21 protein-coding genes are annotated in these 23,887 nt (G+C 62.2%); 12 read left to right on the top strand and 9 right to left on the bottom strand.

Going from position 1 to position 23,887, the window contains the following annotated elements; genetic code table 11:
• The first annotated feature begins 8 nt into the window (after positions 1-8).
• The 6 genes from LOY35_RS16180 (at position 9) to LOY35_RS16155 (ending at position 5,718) form a co-directional block, all read left to right on the top strand.
• Positions 9-812 carry a CbbQ/NirQ/NorQ/GpvN family protein gene (locus LOY35_RS16180; protein WP_258624750.1) on the top strand — a complete coding sequence of 268 codons (804 nt, stop codon included), beginning with the start codon at positions 9-11 and terminating at the stop codon, positions 810-812.
• Positions 796-1,380 (top strand): cytochrome c oxidase subunit 3 family protein, encoded by a 585-nt coding sequence (locus LOY35_RS16175; protein ID WP_258624749.1) that lies wholly within the window; start codon positions 796-798, stop codon positions 1,378-1,380. The genes LOY35_RS16180 and LOY35_RS16175 overlap by 17 nt, the downstream gene beginning before the upstream one ends.
• A gap of 12 nt (positions 1,381-1,392) precedes the next feature.
• Positions 1,393-1,650, top strand: coding sequence for a cytochrome C oxidase subunit IV family protein (locus LOY35_RS16170; protein WP_258624747.1), 258 nt, complete (start codon positions 1,393-1,395; stop codon positions 1,648-1,650).
• A gap of 280 nt (positions 1,651-1,930) precedes the next feature.
• Positions 1,931-2,371 carry a cytochrome c gene (locus LOY35_RS16165; RefSeq protein WP_258624746.1) on the top strand — a complete coding sequence of 147 codons (441 nt, stop codon included), beginning with the start codon at positions 1,931-1,933 and terminating at the stop codon, positions 2,369-2,371.
• Between the two features lie 3 nt (positions 2,372-2,374).
• Positions 2,375-3,802 carry a cbb3-type cytochrome c oxidase subunit I gene (locus tag LOY35_RS16160; protein ID WP_258624744.1) on the top strand — a complete coding sequence of 476 codons (1,428 nt, stop codon included), beginning with the start codon at positions 2,375-2,377 and terminating at the stop codon, positions 3,800-3,802.
• A 77-nt stretch (positions 3,803-3,879) separates the two neighbouring features.
• On the top strand, positions 3,880-5,718 hold the full coding sequence (locus LOY35_RS16155) for a nitric oxide reductase activation protein NorD (RefSeq protein ID WP_258624742.1): 1,839 nt from the start codon (positions 3,880-3,882) through the stop codon (positions 5,716-5,718).
• A gap of 4 nt (positions 5,719-5,722) precedes the next feature.
• Here the strand turns inward: LOY35_RS16155 and LOY35_RS16150 are convergent, their stop codons facing one another.
• The gene (locus LOY35_RS16150; protein WP_258624740.1) at positions 5,723-5,923 is read right to left on the bottom strand and encodes a protein DnrP; all 201 of its coding nucleotides are present in this window, start codon (positions 5,921-5,923) and stop codon (positions 5,723-5,725) included.
• A complete protein-coding gene (locus LOY35_RS16145) occupies positions 5,920-6,603 on the bottom strand; it encodes a Crp/Fnr family transcriptional regulator (protein ID WP_047702847.1) in 684 nt (227 codons plus the stop codon). The genes LOY35_RS16150 and LOY35_RS16145 overlap by 4 nt, the downstream gene beginning before the upstream one ends.
• Before the next feature lie 575 nt (positions 6,604-7,178).
• On the opposite strand from LOY35_RS16145, the gene LOY35_RS16140 reads away from it, so the two are divergent.
• Both LOY35_RS16140 and LOY35_RS16135 read left to right on the top strand, forming a co-directional pair.
• A complete protein-coding gene (locus LOY35_RS16140; RefSeq protein WP_258624737.1) occupies positions 7,179-8,369 on the top strand; it encodes an NnrS family protein in 1,191 nt (396 codons plus the stop codon).
• Positions 8,370-8,391: 22 nt separating this feature from the next.
• On the top strand, positions 8,392-8,832 hold the full coding sequence (locus tag LOY35_RS16135) for a hypothetical protein (protein WP_258624736.1): 441 nt from the start codon (positions 8,392-8,394) through the stop codon (positions 8,830-8,832).
• A gap of 137 nt (positions 8,833-8,969) precedes the next feature.
• Here LOY35_RS16135 and ytfE read toward each other — a convergent pair whose 3' ends face one another.
• On the bottom strand, positions 8,970-9,644 hold the full coding sequence (ytfE, locus tag LOY35_RS16130) for an iron-sulfur cluster repair protein YtfE (RefSeq protein WP_258624734.1): 675 nt from the start codon (positions 9,642-9,644) through the stop codon (positions 8,970-8,972).
• Between the two features lie 160 nt (positions 9,645-9,804).
• On the opposite strand from ytfE, the gene norR reads away from it, so the two are divergent.
• Positions 9,805-11,334: a nitric oxide reductase transcriptional regulator NorR gene (gene norR / locus LOY35_RS16125; RefSeq protein ID WP_258624733.1), complete on the top strand. Its 1,530-nt coding sequence runs from the start codon at positions 9,805-9,807 to the stop codon at positions 11,332-11,334.
• Positions 11,335-11,608: 274 nt separating this feature from the next.
• Here norR and LOY35_RS16120 read toward each other — a convergent pair whose 3' ends face one another.
• From LOY35_RS16120 to LOY35_RS16105, 4 genes are all read right to left on the bottom strand, one after another.
• Positions 11,609-12,400, bottom strand: coding sequence for a transporter substrate-binding domain-containing protein (locus tag LOY35_RS16120; protein ID WP_258624730.1), 792 nt, complete (start codon positions 12,398-12,400; stop codon positions 11,609-11,611).
• 94 nt (positions 12,401-12,494) lie between these two features.
• On the bottom strand, positions 12,495-13,145 hold the full coding sequence (locus LOY35_RS16115) for a TetR family transcriptional regulator (RefSeq protein WP_258624729.1): 651 nt from the start codon (positions 13,143-13,145) through the stop codon (positions 12,495-12,497).
• A 46-nt stretch (positions 13,146-13,191) separates the two neighbouring features.
• Positions 13,192-13,824, bottom strand: coding sequence for a response regulator transcription factor (locus LOY35_RS16110; RefSeq protein ID WP_258624728.1), 633 nt, complete (start codon positions 13,822-13,824; stop codon positions 13,192-13,194).
• A gap of 31 nt (positions 13,825-13,855) precedes the next feature.
• Positions 13,856-15,217 (bottom strand): cache domain-containing protein, encoded by a 1,362-nt coding sequence (locus tag LOY35_RS16105; RefSeq protein ID WP_258624726.1) that lies wholly within the window; start codon positions 15,215-15,217, stop codon positions 13,856-13,858.
• A 311-nt stretch (positions 15,218-15,528) separates the two neighbouring features.
• On the opposite strand from LOY35_RS16105, the gene LOY35_RS16100 reads away from it, so the two are divergent.
• Positions 15,529-17,589, top strand: coding sequence for a carbon starvation CstA family protein (locus LOY35_RS16100; RefSeq protein ID WP_258624725.1), 2,061 nt, complete (start codon positions 15,529-15,531; stop codon positions 17,587-17,589).
• Between the two features lie 16 nt (positions 17,590-17,605).
• Positions 17,606-17,803, top strand: coding sequence for a YbdD/YjiX family protein (locus LOY35_RS16095; RefSeq protein ID WP_003201656.1), 198 nt, complete (start codon positions 17,606-17,608; stop codon positions 17,801-17,803).
• Positions 17,804-18,179: 376 nt separating this feature from the next.
• Here LOY35_RS16095 and LOY35_RS16090 read toward each other — a convergent pair whose 3' ends face one another.
• The gene (locus LOY35_RS16090; protein WP_258624523.1) at positions 18,180-19,208 is read right to left on the bottom strand and encodes an IS110 family transposase; all 1,029 of its coding nucleotides are present in this window, start codon (positions 19,206-19,208) and stop codon (positions 18,180-18,182) included.
• A gap of 366 nt (positions 19,209-19,574) precedes the next feature.
• Positions 19,575-21,371, bottom strand: coding sequence for a methyl-accepting chemotaxis protein (locus LOY35_RS16085; RefSeq protein WP_258624724.1), 1,797 nt, complete (start codon positions 21,369-21,371; stop codon positions 19,575-19,577).
• Positions 21,372-21,682: 311 nt separating this feature from the next.
• On the opposite strand from LOY35_RS16085, the gene LOY35_RS16080 reads away from it, so the two are divergent.
• The gene (locus LOY35_RS16080) at positions 21,683-23,806 is read left to right on the top strand and encodes a TonB-dependent siderophore receptor (RefSeq protein ID WP_258624723.1); all 2,124 of its coding nucleotides are present in this window, start codon (positions 21,683-21,685) and stop codon (positions 23,804-23,806) included.
• Positions 23,807-23,887 lie beyond the last annotated feature (81 nt).

Genomic DNA, 23,887 nt, shown 5'->3' with positions numbered 1-23,887 from the left:
GACACGCCATGAACCTGAGTCAGATCTCCCCCCATCCGGACGAACCTTTCTATCAACCCCAGGACAACGAACAGGCACTGTTCGAACAGGCCTGGCACCACGGCATGCCGGTGCTGATCAAGGGGCCGACGGGCTGTGGCAAGACCCGTTTCGTCCAGCACATGGCTCACCGCTTGAAGCTGCCGCTGTATACCGTGGCGTGCCACGACGACCTGAGCGCCGCCGACCTGGTGGGCCGCCACCTGATCGGTGCCCAGGGCACCTGGTGGCAGGATGGGCCGTTGACCCGGGCGGTGCGCGAGGGTGGCATCTGTTACCTGGACGAGGTGGTCGAGGCGCGGCAAGACACGGCGGTGGTGTTGCATCCGCTGGCCGACGATCGTCGGCAGCTGTACCTGGAACGCACCGGCGAAGTGCTCCAGGCACCTCGTTCCTTCATGCTGGTGGTGTCTTACAACCCCGGTTACCAGAACCTGCTCAAGGGCATGAAGCCCAGCACGCGCCAGCGTTTCGTCGCGATGCGTTTTGGCTATCCGGCCGTGGCGGATGAAGAGCGCATCGTCGCCCGTGAGGCGGGCGTGAACCTGGACCTGGCCGCCCAGGTGGTGCGCCTGGGCCAGGCCCTGCGCCGGCTCGATCAGCACGACCTGGAAGAAGTGGCTTCGACCCGCCTGCTGATTTTCGCCGCGCGCATGATCGGCGCCGGCATGAATCCGCGGCAAGCGTGCCTGGCGTGTCTGGCCGAGCCGTTGAGCGACGATCCGCAGACTGTCGCCGCCTTGATGGATGTGGTCGATGTCCACTTCGGCTGAAATCGCAGTCATGCCCCGGCGTCTACCGGGGGATCTGGCGATGTGGTTCTTCATCCTCGCCGAGCTCTCGGTGTTCGCGCTGCTGATGCTGACGTTCGCCGTCGCCCAGGCGTTGTATCCGCAAATCTTCAGCGAAGGCCGGCAGTTGCTGGATCGCTCGACGGGACTGGCGATGACGCTGAGCCTGTTGACTGCCGGGCTGTTCGCCGCACTGGCCCTGGAGCAGGTCAAGCTGGATCGGCCGCGCCGGAGTGCTCTGCTGTTGTGCGTGGCGTTGCTGTTTGCATCGGGCTACGTGGGCATCAAGCTCAGCGAATATGCCCATCTCTCGGCCAGCGGCCTGGGCCTTGAGCACAACACCTTTTTCACCCTGTACTGGATCCTAACCGCGTTCCATTTCCTGCATGTGCTGCTGGGCATGGCGATCCTCGGCTGGCTGGCCGAGGGCTGTCGGCGAAGTCGCCATGGCTCGCGGCAGTGCAGTGGCCTGGAGTCCGGCGTGTTGTATTGGCACATGGTGGACCTGGTGTGGGTGCTGTTGTTTCCGCTGGTCTACATCCTGGATTGAGCCGAGGCGCTCGTGTCGAATTCCCATGTTCTGATTCTTTGCTGGATGGCACTGGCGGTGCTGAGCGGCGGCACCGTCGCCCTGGGCCAGTTCGCCGGTTCCGGTGTCGTCTCCGTCGCGCTGCTCAGCGTGGCGGTCACCAAGGCCTGGCTGATCGCCGACGGCTTCATGGAGCTGCGCCATGCGCCGCGATTGTGGCGGTGGTTGGTGTTGAGTTGGGCGGTGGTGCTGGCGACAGTCATCGCAACGGTCCTGCTGTCCGCGCCTTGAGCCTCAAACACCGCATTGTGGCGAGGGGATTCATCCCCGCTGGGCTGCGAAGCAGCCCCAAGGCCGGTGCCTCGGTGTGTCAGGCTGATTGAGTCGGTAGTTTTGGGTCTGCTTCGCAGCCCAGCGGGGATAAATCCCCTCGCCACAGAAGCCTCGTTGCCTGGCTTTCGGATACCGCTGGAACAACCCACCAAAACCATCGGAGATTCTTGATCGCCATCAAGCGGTTCCTGACCCCTCGCTTCTTAGAATGAACACGCCAAGCAATGAGGAAGTGACCATGTCAGATACCTTCACCAAAGGCATGGCCAGGAATATTTACTTCGGGGGAAGCGTGTTCTTTTTCCTGATATTCCTGGCCCTGACCTACCACACGGAACAGACCTTTGCGGAGCGCAGCAACCAGGCGCAATTGACCGAATCGGTGATACGCGGCAAGGGCGTCTGGGAGCGCAACAACTGCATCGGCTGCCACACGCTGCTGGGCGAGGGCGCGTACTTCGCGCCGGAGCTGGGCAACGTGGTCAACCGCCGTGGCGGCGAGGAAGCCTTCAAGCCGTTCCTGCAGGCCTGGATGAAAATGCAGCCCCTGGGTGTACCCGGGCGCCGGGCCATGCCGCAGTTCCACTTGAGCGAGCAGGAGGTCGACGACATCGCCGAGTTCCTCAAGTGGAGTTCGAAGATCAATACCAATGGCTGGCCGCCAAACAAGGAGGGCTGAGAGATGAGCATGGCTAATCCGCATCTGAAATTCGCCTCGCAGGCCGTCGCCAAACCCTACTTCGTGTTTGCCCTGATGCTGTTCCTGGGGCAGGTGTTGTTCGGTTTGATCATGGGGCTGCAATACGTGGTCGGCGACTTCCTGTTCCCGCTGATCCCCTTCAACGTGGCCCGCATGGTCCACACCAACCTGCTGATCGTCTGGCTGCTGTTCGGCTTCATGGGCGCGGCCTACTACCTGATACCAGAGGAGGCCGACCGCGAGCTGCACAGTCCGATATTGGCGCGGGTGCTGTTCTGGGTGTTCGCCGTGGCCGGGGTGCTGACCATCCTGGGTTACCTGTCGGTGCCTTACGCCACCTTGGCCAGGATCACCGGCAATGACCTGCTGCCGACCATGGGACGCGAGTTCCTGGAGCAGCCGACCATCACCAAGATGGGCATCGTGGTGGTATGCCTGGGCTTTCTCTACAACATCGGCATGACCCTGCTCAAAGGGCGCAAGACCACCGTCAGCATGGTGATGATGACCGGCCTGATCGGCCTGGCGGTGTTCTTCCTGTTCTCCTTCTACAACCCGGAAAACCTGGCCCGCGACAAATACTACTGGTGGTGGGTGGTGCACCTTTGGGTCGAAGGTGTCTGGGAGCTGATCATGGGCGCGATGCTGGCCTTCGTGCTGATCAAGGTGACCGGCGTGGACCGGGAAGTGGTGGAGAAATGGCTCTACGTGATCATCGCCATGGCCCTGATCACCGGGATCATCGGCACCGGCCACCACTTCTTCTGGATCGGCGCGCCGGAGGTCTGGCTGTGGGTGGGTTCGATCTTCTCGGCGATGGAGCCGCTGCCGTTCCTGGCGATGGTGATCTTCGCGTTCAGCATGGTGAGGAACCGTCGCCGGCAACACCCGAACCGCGCCGCCACCTTATGGGCCAAGGGCACCACGGTCACCGCGTTCTTCGGCGCGGGGGTATGGGGCTTCCTGCACACCCTGGCTCCCGTCAATTACTACACCCACGGCTCGCAGTTGACGGCAGCCCACGGTCACCTGGCGTTCTACGGGGCCTACGCGATGATCGTGATGACACTGATCAGCTACGCCATGCCCCGTTTGCGCGGTTTGGGCGAGGCAGCGGACGAGCGTTCCCAACGCCTGGAGATCTGGGGCTTCTGGCTGATGACCCTGTCGATGGTGATGATCACCTTGTTCCTCACCGCGGCCGGTGTTGTCCAGGTGTGGTTGCAACGCTGGGCGGCGGACGGCAGTGCCTTGCCGTTCATGGCCACGACCGATCACTTGCGTCCGCTGTTCTGGGCACGGCTGGTCAGCGGCGTTGGCTTCCTGCTGGGGTTGCTCTGCTATCTGTTGAGCTTCAGGCAGCGCGGGCGTGCGGCTCAACGCATTCCGGCAGCGGTGGTGTCTTCGTGAGTGATCACGACAACTGAAGCGGACCCATTATTTGTGGCGAGGGGGTAAATGCCCTTGCCACAAAGAGGAGAACAACCATGGCATTCACCCTCGAACTGGAAGAATGGGTCGGCAGTGTCTGGCACCGCTTCATCACTCGGCGTGCCAGCGCCGATTTTCCCGAGGCACGGGTCGAGCTGAGCGATCGGCAGCGATCCCTGCAGGTGCTGTTTCACGCCACCGGCGGCGCTCGTCACCAGGGGGTGGAGGCGGTCAGTGATCGCGACCTGCTGTTGCGCCGCAACCTGCTCCAGCAGATCGCCGGTACCTGCAAGCAAACGCCATTGGCTTGGTGTGACGCGGACAACCTGCGGCTGCCGGCGAGCCTGGCGGCGTTTCCCGATGCCGGCTTGAACGAAGAGCTGTATCGCTGGCTGGCCTTGCTGGCCGCGCAGTCGGGGCCGATGAAACACTGGGGGCGGGACAATCAGCGTTGGACCCAGGCCGTGTTGCGGCGCTACCCGGCGCTACGTGCTCGTTATCGGCGGCTGGTGGAAGCACACCTGTCCCTGCGTCCCGATCCGGCGGCACTGAATCGCGACGAAGCCTTGCTTGAGCGCGCCCTGTGCCAGGCCTTGCGCGACCCCGGCAGTGTCGAGCATTTCCCTCGCAGCGAACGGGCGGCCTGGCCGTTACCGTTGTGGCTGTATCCGCCCCGGCATCTGGGCAATCCCCAGGCCGGCAACCTTGAGGAATCCGAGCAATACCTGGCGACCCCGCCGGGTGAGCAGCGGGGTGGACGCAAGCGCGCCGAGCGGATCGACGAAACCACCCGTGACGGCGGACTGCTGATCGTTCGCCTGGAAAACCTGTTCAGTTGGACCGAGCATGTGGACCTGGATCGCTGGTCCGACGACAGCGAGGACCCAAACGCTGCACGGGTCGCCGAGGACCTGGACCAGTTGACCCTGTCGCGCACCCGGTTGCGCAAGGGCGGCGGCTTGAAACTGCACCTGGATCTGCCGCCGGCGGATGTGGATGACGTGCCGTTGGGCGAGGGCATCCGGCTGCCGGAATGGGACTATCGCAAGCAACACCTGCAGGACGATTTCGTCAGCCTGCAAACCTTCATTCCCAGGGATTGCCAGCCCCAGCCCCTGCCGTCACGCCTGCGAACGCCGGCCCAGCGCCTGCGCCGCCAGTTCGAACACCTGCGCAACGACCGACAATGGTTGCGCCAGCAAACCCAGGGCTCGGAGCTGGACTTGCAGGCCTGGCTGGATTTCCACGTCGAGCGCCAGCATGGCCCATGCAGCGAGCGCGGCCTGTTCATCGAGCAGCGCCAGACCCGTCGTGACCTGGCTTGCCTGTTGCTGGCCGATCTGTCGATGTCCACCGACGCCCACCTCAACGACGAGCACCGGGTGATTGATGTGATCCGCGACAGCTTGCTGCTGTTCGGTGAAACCCTGTCGGTACTGGGGGACGATTTCGCGTTGTACGGGTTCTCATCGTTGCGCCGCCATCATGTGCGGATACATGAACTCAAGGCCTTCAATCAACGCTACGACGACCACACCCGTGGCCGTATCCAAGCACTCAATCCCGGTTACTACACGCGCATGGGGGCGGCGATCCGCCAGGCCACGCAACGGCTGGCGGGCTGCAAGCGGCGACGCAAACTGCTGTTGTTGCTCAGCGACGGCAAGCCCAACGACCTGGACCTCTACGAAGGACGCTACGGCGTGGAAGACACCCGCCAGGCCGTGCTGGAAGCGAGGCGCCTGGGCTTGACGCCGTTCTGCATCACCATCGATCGCGAAGCGGGGGACTACCTGCCGTACATGTTCGGCGCCAACGGCTACACCTTGATCCGCCAGCCCGAACAGCTGCCGCTGCGTCTGCCGCAGCTGTATCGGCAACTGACCCAGGACTGAGGGTTCAGACGATGTCGCGGGGCAACCAGAAGAACATGATGATGCAGAAAATCGTCAATCCGACACAAAACCAGGTGAAGCGTCGCAGCCGGCGTTCCGTGGCCACCGCAGTGCTCTCCGGCAGGGGCATGCCGCACTGGCGACACTCGAGGTCATCCGCCGGGTTGGCCTGTTGGCAGTACAAGCAAGTAGCCTGGGCGCTCATTCGAACTGCTCCAGGCGCAGGCGGTCGAGAATGGCGATCTGGCGGCCGTCCTGGGTGATGATCTTTTCGTCGATCAAGCGCCGGATGATCCGCGAAAAGGTTTCCGGCTGGATGGACAGGTGGCCGGCAATCAACTGCTTGGCCATCGGCAGTTCGAACTGGCTGTCCACGGTCTGCAGGCGAACCAGTTGCGTCAGCAGGTAGCGCACCACGCGGTGAGTGGCGTTTTTCAGCGACAGGGTTTCGATCTCGTTGACCCGCTGGTGCAGGCGCACGCAGAGCTTGCCGAGCAGGGCAAAGGTCAGCCGGCTGTTGCTTTGCAAGAGCCGCATGTAGGTGGCGTTGGAGAGGCGATACAACTGGGTCGGGCAGACGGCATCGGCGGACGCGACGTAGTTGGGCGTATCCATCAGCATCATGGCTTCGGCGAACGTCTGGCGCTCACCAATCACCTCGAACACCTTCTCCTGACCGTCCGGGGTCAGGCGATAGATTTTCACGGCCCCGGCAATCACGAAGTAAAACGCTTGCGCCGGCTCCCCCTGGCGAAACAGCGGGTCGCCCTTGTCGATGTTCAGCAGTTGGCTGGAACTCATCAGTTCGTCGAGCTGTTCGTCATTGAGCGGTTCGAACAGATGATGACTGCGCAGAATCTGGTGATGGACGCGGTGGAGCACCATGGCGTGGATCCTTGTGATAACGGGGAAATTGATTGGGGTCAGACGAGGTTCAGGGACAGGCCGCTGGCCAGTGCCACGACGCAGGAGAGCAGAGGGAACCAGATGAGCGGCAGGGCGACATGTTTCATGGGCGTTCTCGGCAAAAGGGTTATGCCGTGCCTGAGCAAGAGCCGGGCCATGCTTGCGGGCCTTGTGTTTCGGCGATTTCCGTTGACCAGGGTCAAAACAACCTCGGCGTAACAGGGTGAAAATAACCACGAAGCGGTCATAAATACCCTGTCCTCCTGTGGGAGCGAGTCTGCTCGCGATAGCGATGTGTCAGCCGACTCGCTGCCAACTGCCAGGCCGCTATCGCGAGCAGGCTCGCTCCCACAGAGGAAGAGGGTTGTTCTTTGAAGGATGGGCGCGCGCTTCGTGCGGTTCCGGCAAGCCCCTTGCAAGTCCCGCTTCGAAGCGGACCGCCGGGGGGCTTGCTTGATCTGAGACAAGCCCCGTCGGCGCCGATAGCCGATCATTCGGATCTGATTGTCGACCCTCGTCCCGGGGCCATTCCCGGGAGGGTTAAGGAGTGAAGTATGCAAGTGCTTGACCGTCGCAAGGCCATGGCCATCCTGCCGTTATGGCGCCTGGCGTTCCGGCCGTTTTTCCTCGCCGGCTGCGTGCTTGCGTTGTGTGTCGTGCCGCTGTGGCTGGCGGTGTTCAGCGGGCGGCTGTCGGCCTGGCAACCGGCGGGAGGCTGGTTGGCCTGGCACCGTCATGAGCTGTTGTTCGGTTTCGGCCTGGCGATCATTGCCGGGTTCCTGCTGACGGCGGTGCAGACCTGGACGGGTACGCCGGGGCTCAGCGGCAAGCGCCTGGCGGCATTGGCGCTGGTGTGGCTGGGGGCGCGGCTGGCCTGGCTGGTCGATGCACCCTGGCCGTTGCTGGCGGTACTGGAGGTGGGTTTCGCCCTCGCGGTGGCAGCGTTGATGGGCGTCACGCTATGGTGCGTGCGGCAGAAACGTAATTACCCGATCGTGCTGGTGTTGCTGCTGTTGGCCGCAGCCGATGGGTTGTCGGTGTACGGCCTGGTTCAACAGGATGACGGCATGCAGCGGCAAAGCGTGCTCACCGGCCTGTGGCTGGTGGCGGCGATGATGGGGCTGATCGGTGGACGGGTGATCCCGTTCTTTACCCAGCGCGGACTGGGGCGCGTCGAGGGCGTTGCGCCCTGGCCATGGCTGGATCGACTGCTGTTGGGCGGCTCGGCCCTGGTGGCGCTGCTTTATGCCGGCGGTGTGGCGTTGTCGGCCAATGTCTGGACCGGCCTGTTGTTTGCCGCCCTGGCGACGGGGCATGGGGTTCGCTTGATCCGTTGGCACGATCGGGACTTGTGGCGGGTGCCGCTGCTGTGGTCGTTGCACCTGGCCTACGCCTGGCTGGCGCTGGCGTGCCTGGGCATGGCGCTGTGGCATTTCGGCGCGCCGCTGAACCCGAGCCTGGCGGTGCACAGCCTGACCATTGGCGCCATGGCCGGGCTGATCCTGGCGATGATCGCCCGCGTCAGCCTCGGCCATACCGGGCGTCCCCTGGAGCCGCCACTGGGCATGACCCTGGCGTTCATCCTGCTCAATCTCGCGTGCCTGAGCCGAGTGTTGCTGGTGCTGGTGTTCCCGTTGGGCGCGTTGTGGCTGGCGGGGTTGTGCTGGACGCTGGCGTTCGGACTCTATGCCTGGCGCTATGGGCCAATGCTCTGCCGGGCTCGGGTGGATGGGCATCCGGGATGAGCCGAATGAATGGAGACAATCGATGATGTATGGGGTCTTGCTGGTCACGCACCTGTTGGCGGCCATTGCTTTCATCGGCACGCTGTTCTTCGAGGTGTGCATCTGGCACACCGCTCGCCGGCCATTGGCTCAAGGCGCCCGGGATGCCGCCGACCAGGCCATCGCCCAGCGTTCGCGCCGGGTGCTGCATGCTGTGGTGCTGTTGTTGTACGGCGCTGGCATCGGCCTGGCCTGGCAGCATCGCGGGGCGTTGAGCCAGCCGCTGGGCAGCAGTTTCGGCCTGCTGCTGAGCCTGAAGATCCTGCTGGCCCTGAGCATCATCGGACACTACCTGCTGCTGGCCTATTGGCTCAAGCGTGGTCGCCTGAGCCCGGCCCGGGCCTGCTGGCTGCGGCGCAGCATCCTCGGGCATATGCTAGTGATCGTTGTGTTGGCGAAGGGGATGTTCTACTGGCAGTTCTGAGCCGGAGGACAGCTTCCAACTCACCCCTGTGGGAGCAAAGCTTGCTCGCGATGGCGTCGGATCAGCCACTATCAAGTGGTTTGATCCACCGCTGTCGCGAGCAAGCTTTGCTCCCACAGGGTGATAGAGGATGTTGGTTATTGAGCTAGATCCATCGCCTTGACGAACAACACGTTGTTCTCCAGGTGGATGTGCTGCATCAGGTCGTCACGCAGTTCCACCAGGCCACGATACAGGGCGCGCCAGGTGTTGCAGGCGTCGGCGGGCGGGGTGATCTGGTCGGTCAGGGCGAGCATGGTTTCCAGGGCTTCGCCGTGCTGGTCATGTTCGTAGCGCAGCACCTGGATCGGTGCCGAGGCCCGTTCGCCCAGGCCTTGTTGCAGCATCGGGAACAGCACCTGTTCTTCCTTGAGCATGTGGCCTTCGAGTTCCTGATACAGATCCTGGAGGTGATTGGCCAGGCCGTTCGGGCAACTGGGGCGGGCGCCATGCACCTGCTCGACACGGCGGGCCAGGCGGATCAGTTCCGGCAGTTGTTCGCGGTGGCGGGCGTGGTAGCGTTCCAGGATGTGGGCGATCAGCAGGGCCTGGGGTTCGTCGCGCCAGTCGTGGCCGAGCTCCCCGGCGGCTTGCAGCGTCTTGAGGGCGTCGGCGATCAGCAGCGGGTTCAGGCCTTTGCCCAGCGCCGCTTCACGCAGGGTCTTTTGCCCGCCGCAACAGAAGTCGAGGCTGTAATGATGGAAGGTACGGGTGGCACCGGGAATGTCGCAGGCCAATTGGCCCAGGCTTTGTTCCAGCAGTTCGAGGCTCATCGTGTTTCCTTGGGTTGAATCCCGGTAGGGACAGATGATTTGGCATTGCAGCCGGCATGCCATTTTCAACTGATTGATATTAAAAGAATTTATTTTATGGTCGGGTGAATCCAACCCCGGCTGGAAAGGGTCAAACCAACCCTGGAGGGTCATCACTACCATGCTGCGTGAAAGCCTGGCCGCCGACCTGATCGTCGAGCTGCCCAATGCCGTGCGGTTGCAGCGCCTGGTGCAGACCTTGCGCGAATATTTCAACAGTGGCGCCGTGGGGTTGCTGCGCCTGGACGATGACAGTCTCAGGCCCGTGGCGACCGTCGGCCTGGTCCATGAGGCGCTGGGCCGTCGCTTCGTGATCGCCCAGCATCCACGCCTCGCGGCGATCATGGCTTCGCGCGAGCCCACCTGGTTCGAGCCCGACAGCCGATTGCCGGACCCTTATGACGGCTTGCTCGATCACCACGTCGGCGAGCCACTGCCGGTGCACGACTGCATGGGTGTGAGCCTGTACGTGGAGGGGCGCCTCTGGGGGGCGATCACCCTGGATGCGTTGCACGCCGGTACCTTCGACAGCCGTGCTCGCGAGGAGCTCAAGCGCTGCACCCTGCAGATCGAGGCGGCGGTGCGAGTGACCCGGCTGGAGCAGGAAAACCGCAGCCTGCGGGCGTCGCGCAGCGACTCGCCGGACCTGCACCTGCCCGTCGAAGAGGGCGAGATCCTTGGTCGCAGCGAGGGCTTGCAGCAGTTGCTCAACGAATTGGACGTCTTGGCCGATTCCGAACTGCCGGTTCTGTTGTTGGGGGAAACCGGCGTCGGCAAGGAACTGTTCGCCCGGCGCTTGCACAGGCTGTCCCGGCGCGGTCACAAGCCTCTGATCCAGGTCAATTGCGCGGCGTTGCCGGAATCCCTGGCGGAAAGCGAGTTGTTCGGTCATGTCAAAGGCGCGTTTTCCGGCGCGACCACCGACCGCGCCGGGCGTTTCGATGCGGCCAATGGCGGCACGCTGTTTCTCGACGAGGTCGGCGAGTTGCCGCTGAGCGTGCAGGCCAAGTTGCTGCGCACGCTGCAAAACGGCGAGATCCAGCGCCTGGGGGCGGACAAGCCGCTGCATGTCGATGTGCGGATCATCGCCGCCACCAACCGGCACCTGCCCGACAGCATTCGCGACGGACTGTTTCGCGCTGACCTGTATCACCGCCTCTCGGTCTACCCGGTGCCGATTCCGCCGCTGCGCGAGCGCGGTCACGATGTGCTGATGCTGGCGGGACATTTTCTCGAGTTGAACCGCACGCGACTGGGCTTGCGCGGCTTGCGCCTGTCTCCTGCCGCGGAGCAGGCGCTGCTGGCATACAGCTGGCCGGGCAACGTGCGGGAGCTGGAACACGTGATCAGCCGAGCGGCATTGAAGCAGCTCAGCCGGGGCGCCAGTCGCAGCTTGATCATGACCTTGGAGCCGCAGGTGCTGGACCTCGACGTCAGTGCCAGCGCATCCAGCGCACTAGCCATGCTCGAGCCTCTGGAATCGCTCGAGGCGCCGCCCCAGCCCTTGAGCGAAACCGTCGATGCGTGCCAGCGCCAGGCGATCCTCAAGGCCCTGGACCGTTGTGGGCAGAACTGGGCCGGGGCGGCGCGGTTGTTGGAGGTCGATCCGAGCAATCTGCATAAACTGGCGCGGCGGTTGGGGCTCAAATAGCGGCTCCGCCAGAGGTCGCTTCATCGCGAGCAGGCTCGCTCCCACAGGGGTACGGCGGCGTGCTCGGATGTGTGAGCGAGCACGGTCCAGGGTGGGAGCGGGCTTGCTCGCGAAAGCGGTGGGTCAGCTTGCGTTGATGTTGAATGTGCTGCCCCGCCATCGCGAGCAGGCTCGCTCCCACAGGGGGACGCCGGCGTGCTCGGATGTGTGAGCGAGCACGGTCCAGGGTGGGAGCGAGCCTGCTCGCGATAGCGGTGGGTCGGCCTGCTCTGAGTCACTGCGCCTCGGGAACCGCGAGCCATTGGCCGATGACTTTCTGGTAGCTGCCGTTCGCCTTGCTCAGGTGCAGCCACTGGTCGACGTACATTTTCCAGGTGGTATCACCCCGAGGCAGCAGGTAAGCCTTTTCGCCGTATTGCAGGTAGCGGGTCGGGTTGACGGCGCACAGGCCAGGCTTGAGTTTCTGTTGGTAGAGCGCTTCCGAGGCATCGGTGATCATCACATCGGCTTTCTTGTCCAGCAGTTCCTGGAAGATGGTCACGTTGTCGTGAAAGCTCAACTGGCCCTTGGGCACGAAGGCGCGGACGAAGGCTTCGTTGGTGCCGCCGGCCGGTTCCACCAGGCGTACCGAAGGCTGGTTGATCTGCTCGAGGGTCTGGTAGCGCGACTGGTCTTCGCAACGGACCAGCGGGATCTTGCCGTCCACGTCCAGGGTGTCGCTGAAGTAGGCTTTCTTCTGGCGCTCGAGGGTCACCGAGATCCCGCCCATGCCGATGTCGCATTTGCCCTCGGTCATATCCGGCATCAGGGTTTTCCAGCTGGTCTGTACCCATTGCACCTTGACACCCAGGCTTGCGGCCAGGGAGCGCGCCATGTCGGTGTCGATGCCTTCGTATTCGCCGGTTTCAGTTTTGTAGGTGTAGGGCTTGTAGTCGCCGGTGGTGCACACCTTCAATTCACCACGTTGCAGGATCTGGTCAAGGTGCGAAGGCGTCGGCTCGGCCTGGGCGCCGCAGGACAGTGCCAGCAGGCCGCAGAACGTCATTGTGCTTGTTATATTTTTCATCGGGGCACACGTCTCGCAAGGGAAAGGGGACAGGACGGGCAGTGTAGTAAAAGTGTTTGCAGGCTGTCACGGGCACGTCGGCAGCGCCGGCTGCTCATGGCGCGGTCGCGTCGGGTCGTTGCTGGAGGCTTTCGAGGTAGGCGCGGAACATATCGGCCATGGCGCCGGCATATACCTCAATTTCCTCAGGCGAGCGCGGGACGGTCGAAAATTGCTTTCCCACCTTGCTGAGGGTCGTGATGATCAAGTCGCCCGCCAGGCTTCGGGTCTGTGAAGAGGCGGCTGGCAGTACTTGCAGCATGAAGGCATCGACCGACTGCTGGACCGACACCCGTGCCGCCCGTGCCTCGGGGGCATCGCGGTAGAGCGGGGCGGCGTCATCGAGCGCGCCACGCATCCGGGCCTCGTCGCATTCGGACTGGACGAATGCCCTGACAAGACTATGCAGCCGCTCGAAGGGCGGCCTCACCTGGTCGTCAAGGATCCCGCGCAGCATGTCGCTGGTTTGCCGCCACTCATCACTTTGCAGGCGGAACAGGATAGCCGCCTTGTTCGGGAAGTATTGATACATCGACCCGACGCTGACACCGGCTCGCTCGGCCACGCGGGCCATGGTGAAGCGCGTGGCACCCTGGCTTTCCAGAACCTGAACAGCGGCCTCCAGGATGGCTGCGACGAGCTCGGTGGAACGTACCTGCTTGGGTTGTTTGCGCGAGGATATCTGTGGGCTTGGGCGTTCGGACATGGAGGCATCAACCTCGGAGGGGAATGCGATTTAACCTTACAGGCCTTTAGCGGGCAATGATCCCATGGTCGATCGCGTACTTCGCCAGGGCCGCCGGTTTGTCGATATTGAGCTTGCGGCGGATGCTCAGGCGGTGGGTCTCGACGGTGCGCACGCTGATGTCCAGCTCGCGGGCCATCTCCTTGTTGTTCAACCCCTGGACCATTTTGAGCAGCACCTGGCGCTCACGGGGTGTCAGCTCGTCATCGGTACTGGGGGCGGCGGCGAGCCGCTGGGCGATCTCTGCGCTGTAGAAGGTGCCGCCGCCGATAATGGCCTCGATGGCGGCGATGATCTCCCGCGAAGGTGCATTCTTGAGAACGTAGCCGCTGGCGCCGGAACGCACCGACTCGCTTACGTATTCATGATTGTCGTACATGCTCAGGACCAGGATCTTGAGGCTGGGGTACTGCTTGCCCAGCCGCCGGGTCAATTCGAGGCCGTTCATGTCCTTGAGGCCGATGTCCATCAGCAGCAGGTCCGGCTGGCAGCGCCCGACCATCTCGATCGCCTGCGCGCCGTTCTCGGCTTCGCCCACCACGTCCAGTTGGGGCATGACGGACAGCAAGGCCCGGATGCCGTCGCGGACCAGGGAGTGATCGTCAACCAGCGCGACGCGGATCGCAGGGGGCAGGGTCATTGGCAGGGGCTCTCGCTATAAGGGGAACGCATCAGCTTTCCGTGGCCGACAGGTCCATGGGCAGCAGGACGTCCAGCTCGCTTCGCCCCGCTGTCGACGTCAGCTCCAGTCGCCCGCCGAAATGCTCGACCCGTTCGCGGATGTTCCGCAGGCCGATACCGGCATGGCCACGTTCGACTTGCGGGACATTGAAGCCCATTCCGTCATCCACCACCGTCAGGCGCAAGGATTGAGCGGAGCCGAACAAGGTGATGGCGACACGTTTCGCTCCGGCGTGGCGTTCGATATTGGTCAGGGCTTCCTGGGCGATGCGGAACAGCGAGACCGGTGCGCCATTTTCCAGCCGGCAATCGAACTCATTGCTTCTGTAGGACACCTCGAGCCCGCTGCGCTGTTCGAATTCGGCCGCGAGCTGACCGATGGCGGCGGGCAGGCCCAGGGTGTCGAGCAGGGAAGAGCGCAAGTCGTGGGAGATGCTGCGGATTTCACCGATGGCTTCCCCCAGCCGGTCCGTTGCGTTCTTGAGGATGCCCAGGCCGTTTTCCTGACCGTTTTCGAGCACATGACAGGCCAGCTCGAACTGGAATTTGATCGACACCAGCAACTGGCTGATGCCGTCGTGGAGTTCGCGGGACACCCGCGAACGTTCTTCCTCCTGCAAACTGACAATACGTTGGTTCAGCCGCTGCAGTTTCTTGTCGGCCAGGCGATGTTCGCTCACGTTGAGGGTCATGCCGCCGGCGAACACCAGCAGGACCGCCACCAGTGCAATGGCGGCAATGGCCTGCATGGTGGTGTGGATGCCATGGGCGACTTCATCGCGAGCCTGCTGGGTGGCGCGTTCGACATCTTCCAGGTAGATCCCGGTGCCAAGCATCCAGCCCCACCGATCCAGCATCACCACGTAGGCCAGCTTTTCGCTCACCTGGCCGGAGGACGGCTTGTTCCAGGCGTAACGCTGGAAACCCTCGCCGGTCTCGGCACTTTTGATCAATGCCTGGATGACAGGCAGGCCGTGGGGGTCCTTCATGTCCCAGAGGTATTTGCCCACCAGTTCCGACTGACGCGCGTGCATCAGGCTGCGGCCCTGGCGGTCATAGACGAAGAAATAGCCGTTGATGCCGAAGCTGAGCTTGCGCAGCTCCTCGAGCACCTGTTGCTGTGCGCGTTCGTCCCCAAGGCCGCCGTTGTACAGCGGCGCGATCAGGCTCTGCGCCATCTCGACGTAGTTTTTCAGCTCGGCGCGCTTGCTGGCCAGGATGCTGTCTTCGATCAGTTGCGCCTGTTGATCGCCCAACTGGCGGTTGAGCGAGATCACCAGCGCACAGATGACGGCTATCGCCAGGACCAGGGGCAGGATCCCGAGGGCGACGATTTTGTGTTTGAGCAGCATCTGTACTCCTGCCAGGGCCTGACGCGGGGAGGTGGATGGTCGGCATCATATGCCAAACATCGTACCGGATTGGAGATAAAACCTGTGGGAGCAAGACCTGTGGGAGCAAGCTTTGCTCCCACAGGTTTGCACCTTTGATCCTTAACTGGCATTAGGGCAAGCCTTGCTCCCACAGGGGCCGGTGTGCGTCTACGTAGTACTACGGATTTATTTATTGACGTCGGACAGGGATATTGGGCCCGCTCCGATTAGCCGGGGCACACTATAAAAACAATCGCCGCAGTCCACTGGACCTCGGCAGGAGACACGCAATGACAACCCGTCTGGTTAAACACCTCGCCTGGTTTGCCGTGGCTGTTCTGGGAGCCTGTGCGTTGAGTGTCGTGGCCTTGCGCCGCGGCGAACCCATCAACGCCCTCTGGATCGTCGTCGCAGCCGTGGCCATCTACCTGGTCGCCTACCGCTACTACAGCCTCTTCATCGCCAACAACGTGATGCAACTCGATGCGCGCCGGGCCACCCCTGCCGTGCTCAACAACGATGGCCTGGACTTCGTCCCGACCAACAAACACATCCTCTTCGGTCACCACTTCGCCGCCATTGCCGGCGCGGGGCCGCTGGTCGGGCCGGTGCTGGCGGCGCAGATGGGCTACTTGCCCGGCACGCTCTGGCTGATCGCCGGCGTGGTGCTGGCCGGGGCCGTGCAGGACTTCATGATCCTGTTCCTGTCCACCCGTCGCAACGGTCGCTCCCTGGGCGACATGGTCCGCGAGGAAATGGGCCGCATTCCCGGCACCATCGCGCTGTTCGGCTGCTTCCTGATCATGATCATCATCCTCGCGGTGCTGGCGCTGATCGTGGTCAAGGCCCTGGCCGAGAGCCCGTGGGGGATCTTCACGGTGATGGCGACCATCCCGATCGCGATGTTCATGGGCATCTACATGCGCTACATCCGCCCGGGCCGCATCGGTGAAATCTCGCTCATCGGCGTGCTGTTGCTGCTGGGTTCGATCTGGCTGGGCGGGCAGATCGCCGCCGACCCGGTCTGGGCCAAGGCCTTCAGCTTCACCGGGATCCAGATCACCTGGATGCTGATCGGCTACGGTTTCGTCGCGGCGGTGCTGCCGGTGTGGCTGATCCTGGCCCCGCGGGACTACCTGTCGACCTTCCTCAAGATCGGCACCATCGTCGCCCTGGCGATCGGCATCCTGGTCACCATGCCCGAGCTGAAAATGCCGGCGCTGACCCAGTTCACCAACGGCCTGGGCCCGGTGTGGAAGGGCGGGCTGTTCCCGTTCCTGTTCATCACCATCGCCTGCGGCGCGGTCTCGGGCTTCCATGCGCTGATCTCCTCGGGCACCACGCCCAAGCTGCTGGACAACGAAACCAACGCCCGCTACATCGGCTACGGCGGCATGCTGATGGAGTCCTTCGTGGCGATCATGGCGATGGTCGCCGCGTCGGTGATCGAGCCGGGCGTGTACTTCGCCATGAACAGCCCGGCGGCGGTGGTCGGCGGTGATGTCGTGGCCGTGGCTCAGACCATCAGCGGCTGGGGCTTTGCCATCACCCCTGATGCCTTGCAGGCGGTGGCCCGGGACATCGGTGAAACCACCGTCCTGGCCCGTGCCGGCGGCGCGCCGACCCTGGCGGTCGGTATCGCGCAGATCCTGCATTCGGTGCTGCCGGGTGAGAACACCATGGCGTTCTGGTACCACTTCGCGATCCTGTTCGAAGCGCTGTTCATCCTCACCGCGGTGGACGCCGGCACCCGTGCCGGGCGGTTCATGCTGCAGGACCTGCTGGGTTCGTTCGTACCGTCGCTCAAGCGCACCGATTCCTGGACCGCCAACCTGATCGCCACCGCCGGTTGCGTGGCGCTGTGGGGTTATCTGCTGTACCAGGGCGTGATCGATCCGCTGGGCGGCATCAACACCTTGTGGCCGCTGTTCGGCATCTCCAACCAGATGCTGGCCGGTATCGCCCTGATGCTCGCCACCGTGGTGCTGATCAAGATGAAGCGCCAGCGCTACATCTGGGTCACGCTGCTGCCGGCGGCCTGGCTGCTGATTTGCACCACCACGGCGGGCCTGATCAAGCTGTTCGACGCGAATCCTGCGATCGGCTTCCTGGCCCTGGCGCGCAAATACAACGATGCCCTGGCAGCCGGCCAGGTCCTGGCCCCGGCCAAGAGCATCGAGCAGATGCAGCACGTGGTGTTCAATGCCTACACCAACGCCACGCTGACGGCACTGTTCCTGTTCGTGGTGCTCAGCATCCTGTTCTACGCGCTCAAGGTCGGCGTTGCCGCCTGGGGCACGAAAGAGCGCACGGATAAGGAAGCACCTTTCCAGGCCCTGCCGGACGCCTGAAACGAGGATTGCAACGATGTTCAATGACTTGAGTCGCCTCGGTAAATACCTCGGTCAGGCCGCCCGCCTGATGGTCGGCATGCCCGACTACGACAACTACGTCGAGCACATGCAGACCAAGCACCCGGACAAACCGCTGATGGACTACGAGGCGTTCTTCCGCGAACGCCAGGAGGCCCGTTACGGTGGCAAGGGTGGGCCGAAGTGCTGTTGACCGCAGCCCTGAGGTAAACCCTCTGTGGGAACGAGCCTGTGGGAGCAAGGCTTGCCCGCGATAGCATCGCCTCGGTATCACTGTAGACCGAGGCGCCTGCATCGCGGGCAAGCCTCGCTCCCACATCTATGGTTACCCCCTTTTCTGCAATACTGTCTTTGATGCGTGTTTGGCTTGCTTTCATCTATCCGGCGTCTGGGTGGGGAATTGCGTCCCCCGCGCCTTGATGAGAATTCGATGCCCGACGATCCTGATTAGTTGAACGGCCTTGCAGCCGTGTGGGAGCCCAGGGTTTTCGTCAGGCCGGTTAGCCGTTCATGTCATCTGTTATCCAGCATCGCAAAACCAGGTAGGTGGTGCTCGGGTAATAGCGGGGTCAGGCGTTCATCGCGCTTGGCCCTGCATCGAATACCGTATGGTTTGCCGCAATTGACCAAGCGATCCTGGCTAACTTGTTGGCCAGTGCGCAGACCACAAGGTTGCGGTGACGGTGGCTGGCCAGGAGCTTGCGAACCCAATCGGCCAGCTTCCCTTCCTGTCGATCCAGCCTGTTCACATACGTCTGGGCACACTGGACGAACAGGCGCCTTTGATTTCGATCGCCACGCTTGCTGATGCCCAAAAGTACCGTCCGTCCGCCCGTTGAGTGTTGTTTGGGGACCAGTCCAATTGACGCTGAGAAGTCTCGACCACATTTGAACTGCTTACCGTCGCCCACTTCGGCAGCCAGGACGCTGGAGGTGATCGGACCCACGCACGGCATTGTCATCAGGCGGGAGGCCAGATCATCTCCAGCGGCCTGGCAGTCGACCTCCTTGTCTAACGCCTTGATACGCAGATTGAGGTAGAGGTAATGCTCGTACAAGTCCGCCAGGAGTTTGCGGATGAGCCCATGAAATGAACTTGCCTCCAACAGGGCTGGTATGTCCTTGAGCGATTTGTAGCCTGGAGTCAGGCTGACGCCGACTTCCAGAAACGCTGCATGGATCCGATTGACGGTCGCCGTGCGATCCTTAATGAACGAGTCGCGCACCGAGTTGAGCATCGCCAAAGCCTGCTGAGCTTGGTTTTTAACCGGTACAAAGCGCATCGTGGGACGACTGGCGGCCTCGCAGATTGCCTCGGCATCGGCGAAATCGTTTTTGTTGCTTTTCACATAAGGACGTACGAGATGAGGCGCTATCAGTTTGGGAGAATGCCCAAACTTGGCGACTTCTTGCGCCATGAAATGGGCCCCACCACAGGCTTCCATCACGACGATGCACGGTTCGAGATTTGCTAGATGCTGGAGGAGCTCCACTCGCTTAAACTTTTTGCGCAGAAGTGGATGCCCCTGATCATCTTGCTCATGTACGTGAAAGGTGAGCTTTCCAAGGTCGATGGCGACAACGGCTACTTTGTTCATGACGGCGGTCTCCGGTAGATCCCCCTGTGAAAGCTTAGTGGGCGTTCACAGGGGGCAGCGGGGGTAGCCATCTCATTAGTTGTTTTGGGTAGCCTCAGGCTTTGCGTTCGCCACCGATTCCCTGTGGGAGCGAGCTTGCCCGCGAAGGCGTCGGGTCAGTTGATGAGATGTCGACTGACCCACCGCCATCGCGGGCAAGCCTCACTCCCACAGTTGTTTTGGGTAGCCTCAGGTTTTGTGTTCGCCACCGATTCCCTGTGGGAGCGAGCCTGCTCGCGATGGCGTCGGGTCAGTGATGAAGATGTCGGCTAATCCACCGCTATCGCGAGCAGGCTCGCTCCCACAATGCTTCTTGTTGGCTGACTCTCACTCCGCCAACAACACCGCCGCATCGAACCCCACCCGCAGATTGCCCCAATGGCGGCCGTCGAAGAAGAACGGGACGTCGATCTCGGTCATGATTTCCCCGGTATCGCGCAGGTAGGTCTGGAGCAGGAAGCGCTGGACGTTGCCCGCCGCGCGCAGGCCGATGGGGTCGTTGAAGATGCGTTTGTTGCGGCACACCGGGAGGTCGACGGCGCGGTCACCGGTGGGTGGTTTCGACACCCAGCTGTTGTTCACCGGGCAATAGCCCTTGGTGTCGACGATGAACGAGACCTTGCCGCCTGGTGTGCTGCGGGTGAGGGCGTCGCAGGCTTCCTGGCAGACCTGGGCAAAGCGTTCGGTGTAGCCGGTCATGTACTGCTTGGGATCGGTGCCGGGTACCAACTGGTAATTCTGGTCGAACAGGTTGACGCCCTCGCGGTGCAGTGCCTCCAGGCGTACCTGGAGAGTGTCGCGGCACTGACTGGCGCGGGTGATGGCCGCATCCAGCTTGCCGTGGCCGAGCACGAACCGGCCCAGTAGCGCCTGTACCTTTTCAGCGACACCGGACAGGTCACGGGTAGCGGTCGCCGAATGCTGCATGCGCTGATCGATCGACTGGCTGTCGGCGTGGATCCGGGTGACCCGTTCGTTGATGCCGGTGTTGGTATCGGCGAACTGCTGGATGTGCCCGGCGATGTCGGCCAACTTGCCGTTGGTGGATTCGAAGTCGACGATCATGCTCTCGAAGTGGCCGGAGGCACGCTCCACGACTTTCTGGGTTTCCCGGGCGTTGTGGCTGATCTGGGTGGTCTGTTCGTGGGTGGAGCCGACCTCCTCGAGCATGGCGTCAATGTTGCGCGAGATGTCGTCCGTGGCCCGGCTGACGTTCTGCGCCAGGGTCCGCACTTCATCGGCCACCACGGCGAAGCCCCGGCCGCTCTCGCCGGCACGGGCGGCTTCGATGGCGGCGTTGAGGGCCAGGAGGTTGGTCTGGGCAGAGATCTGCTGGATCAGGCCGACGATGGACTTGATGCTCGATGAACGCTGGTTCAGGGCGCCCACCAGCGTCGCGAACTCATTGAGGCCGCCGGCAATTTCGCCGATGCTGCCGGTCACCTCCAGCAGTTCGGCATAGGAATCGCGGGCCATGCTCAGGTTCTGGGCGGTGGTGTTGGAGATGCCCTGGGTCTGGCGCGAGACTTCTTCGATACGGTCCACGGCGGAGTTGCTCTGCTCCATCACTTCCTTGGCGAAACGTGCCTGGTGGGTGGCACTGTCGCTGGAATCGCTGATGTTCTTGAGCGAGCGCGCCGACTCGACGGCGATGTGCACGGTGAGCGCCTGGACGTTGCTGATGATTTCCCGCTGCTTGGCCAGGAAACGGTTGCAGGTGCTGGCCAACACGCGGATTTCGTCATGGGTCACCAGCGGCAGGTCCCTGGACAGGTCGCCTTCGCCGTTGGCTATTTCCTCCAGTGCCCGGGTCATGGCGGTGACGGGGCGCACGATGAGGTGGCGAAAGTACCAGACCATGAAGTTGATCATGCACAGTGTCAGGAGTGCCCCGAACAACAGGGCCTGGGTCAGGCTGTCGAGCCGACCCTCGATCTGTCCCAGCAGGGCGGTGTCTAGCTGCGCGTTACGCAACTGCACCACAATGTCGGTACGGGCGCTGAGGGCTACCCAGTACAGCAACCCGCTGACGGCGACCAGCAGGAAAAGGCTTGAGAGTTTCCTGGTGAGCGTATCGAAGAAGTGCATTTCGATGGACTCGTACAAAGCCTTCAACGTCTGCATGCCATAGCTCCTGGGCAAAATAATCTCTCAATGGAATACATTCGACCGCTAGGGCCAAAGCTTTAGTGCGTTGGGGCGTTTTGATATCACTTTGGCCACTTTGTTTGTTTGGTGTACGGAGAATCTGTGGGAGCGAGCCTGCTCGCGATGAGGGCGTCACATCCAAACAGGGTGTGACTGATACGCCGCTATCGCAAGCAGGCTCGCTCCCACAGGGGTTCGCCGCGGCAATAAGGTCCTGGAAAACATTTACTGGGAATCATTCTCAAAGTATATTCACTCGCATTAACATCCCCTGTGAGTGCCGCGTCTTGAATCGTTTCACCCCTCCTGCGAATCGCAACGTCTTCATCAAGTGTGTATTGCCGACTTTGTCCTGCTGCTTCATCGCCAGCCCGCTGTGGGCCCAGGATGTAATCCAACTGCCCACCACGGACATCCAGGGCAGTCGCGTCACTCAAGATGAGGTCTACACGGCATCGCAAGCCAGCACGGCGAGCAAAAGCGATGTCCCGATCAAGGAAGAGGCGCAATCGATCAATGTGGTGCCCCGGCAGACCCTGGACGATTATCAGGTGCGCTCACTGGGCGATGCGATGAAGTTCGTCAGCGGCGTCAGCCAGGGCAATACCCTGGGTGGTTCGCGGGACTCGCTGATCAAGCGTGGTTTCGGCACCAACGACGATGGCTCGATCCTGCGCGACGGCGTGCGTTCTAACCTGGGACACAACTTCAGTGCCACCACCGAACGGGTCGAAGTGCTCAAGGGCCCGGCCTCGATGCTGTATGGCGCGCTGGAGCCTGGCGGCCTGGTCAACATCATCAGCAAAAAGCCCGAATACACTCAAAGCACCACGCTGAGCGGCTCGGCCTACAGCGAAGGCGGCGGCACCCTGGCCGTGGACACCACCGGGCCGCTGGGCGATACCGGGCTGGCGTATCGGTTGGTTGCCGAGCGTGGTCATGAAGATTACTGGCGCAACTATGGTGTGAATGAGAGCACCCTGGTCGCGCCGTCCCTGGCCTGGACCGGAGAGCGGGCTTCGTTGAACCTGAGCTATGAGTACAACGAATATTCCAACCCGTTTGACCGTGGGACGGTGTTCACCGACGGGCATCCGGCGGATATCGATTATGACAAGCGTCTCGACGAGCGCTGGACCAGGAGCGTGGGGATTCGTGAGACGGCGACGGCACGTTTCGAGTATGAGCTGAGCGAGGCGTGGAAGACTCGGGTGACTTATGGCTGGAACAATGACCGCTACAGTCTTTCGATTGCGCAGCCCGACACTCTGACGGGAAATCTATTGAGTCGAAAGGCCAATGGTGCTCATTACGACGACGAAACCCGCTATGCCAGTTGGGATTTCATGGGTAAGCAGGAGCTGTTCGGTCAGCGCCATGATCTGCTGATCGGTGTCGATAATCAGGTGTCCGATCAATACCGTGGCAAGACCTACCGTGGCACTGCACAAGGAGGGTTCGATATCACCGCGCCGGTTTATGGTGGCCTGGCAGAGCCAAGCAAGATAAATGCTGCGCAAAGCAACCTGAGTAACAAACTGACTTCCAGCTCCGTTTACCTGAAGGACAACTGGCACCTGGATGATCGGTGGATTCTCGTATTTGGCGGACGCTACCAGCATTACGATCAGTTCAGTGAAACGGGAATGATCAAGCGAGTGCCTGTTCGCGACGATAACGGCGATGCCTTTGTTCCGTTTCTTGGACTGGTCTACAAGGCGGATGAAACCTTGTCCCTGTACGGGAATTACAGCCGTTCGTTCAAGCCCAACGATACCGTCGATGACAACCTCAGCACTTTCAAGCCGGAGGAGGGGCGCAGTTATGAAATCGGTGCCAAATATGATCCTCTGCCTGGGCTGAATATCAATCTCGCCTTGTTCGATATCGAAAAAAAGAATGTGGTAACCAACACGGTGGTCGGTGGGAAAACCATTGCAGAAGCCGCCGGCAAGGTCGGCTCCCAAGGCCTGGAACTCGACATCACCGGACGTCTCGCCGAACGCTGGGACCTGATCGGCACCTACGCCTACACCCATACGGAAATACTGGATGATCCAAAGAACGAGGGCCATCGCCTGTCGGACGCGCCCAAGCACACCGCCAGCCTGTACCTGTCGCACCACTTGAACGTACCCGCCGAATTCGGCGCCTGGCACGCCGGTGCCGGCGCACGCTACGTCGGTGAGCGTGCGGCCAACAATGCCAACGATTTCTGGCTGAGCAGCTACACCGTTGCCGATGCTTTCCTGCGCTGGGAGTCGCCGGTCTTCGGGCACAATACGTCGCTGCAACTGAACGTGGACAACCTGTTCGACAAGCAGTACTACCCGTCCTCCACCGGCAGCCAGTTGCAGGTCGCCGTCGGGGAACCACGTACCGCGCGCCTGAGTGCCAGCGTGACGTTCTGATCCTTGAAAACAAAAAAGCCCGGACCTTCAAGTCCGGGCTTTTTTTTGCTTTGTCTTTTGCTTCAGGGCGCCATCGCGAGC

It is taken from the genome of Pseudomonas sp. B21-028 (assembly GCF_024749045.1).
Taxonomy (GTDB): domain Bacteria; phylum Pseudomonadota; class Gammaproteobacteria; order Pseudomonadales; family Pseudomonadaceae; genus Aquipseudomonas.
The sequence above is the reverse complement of the archived record's forward strand: the minus strand, read 5'-3'. Positions and strand labels throughout refer to the sequence as shown.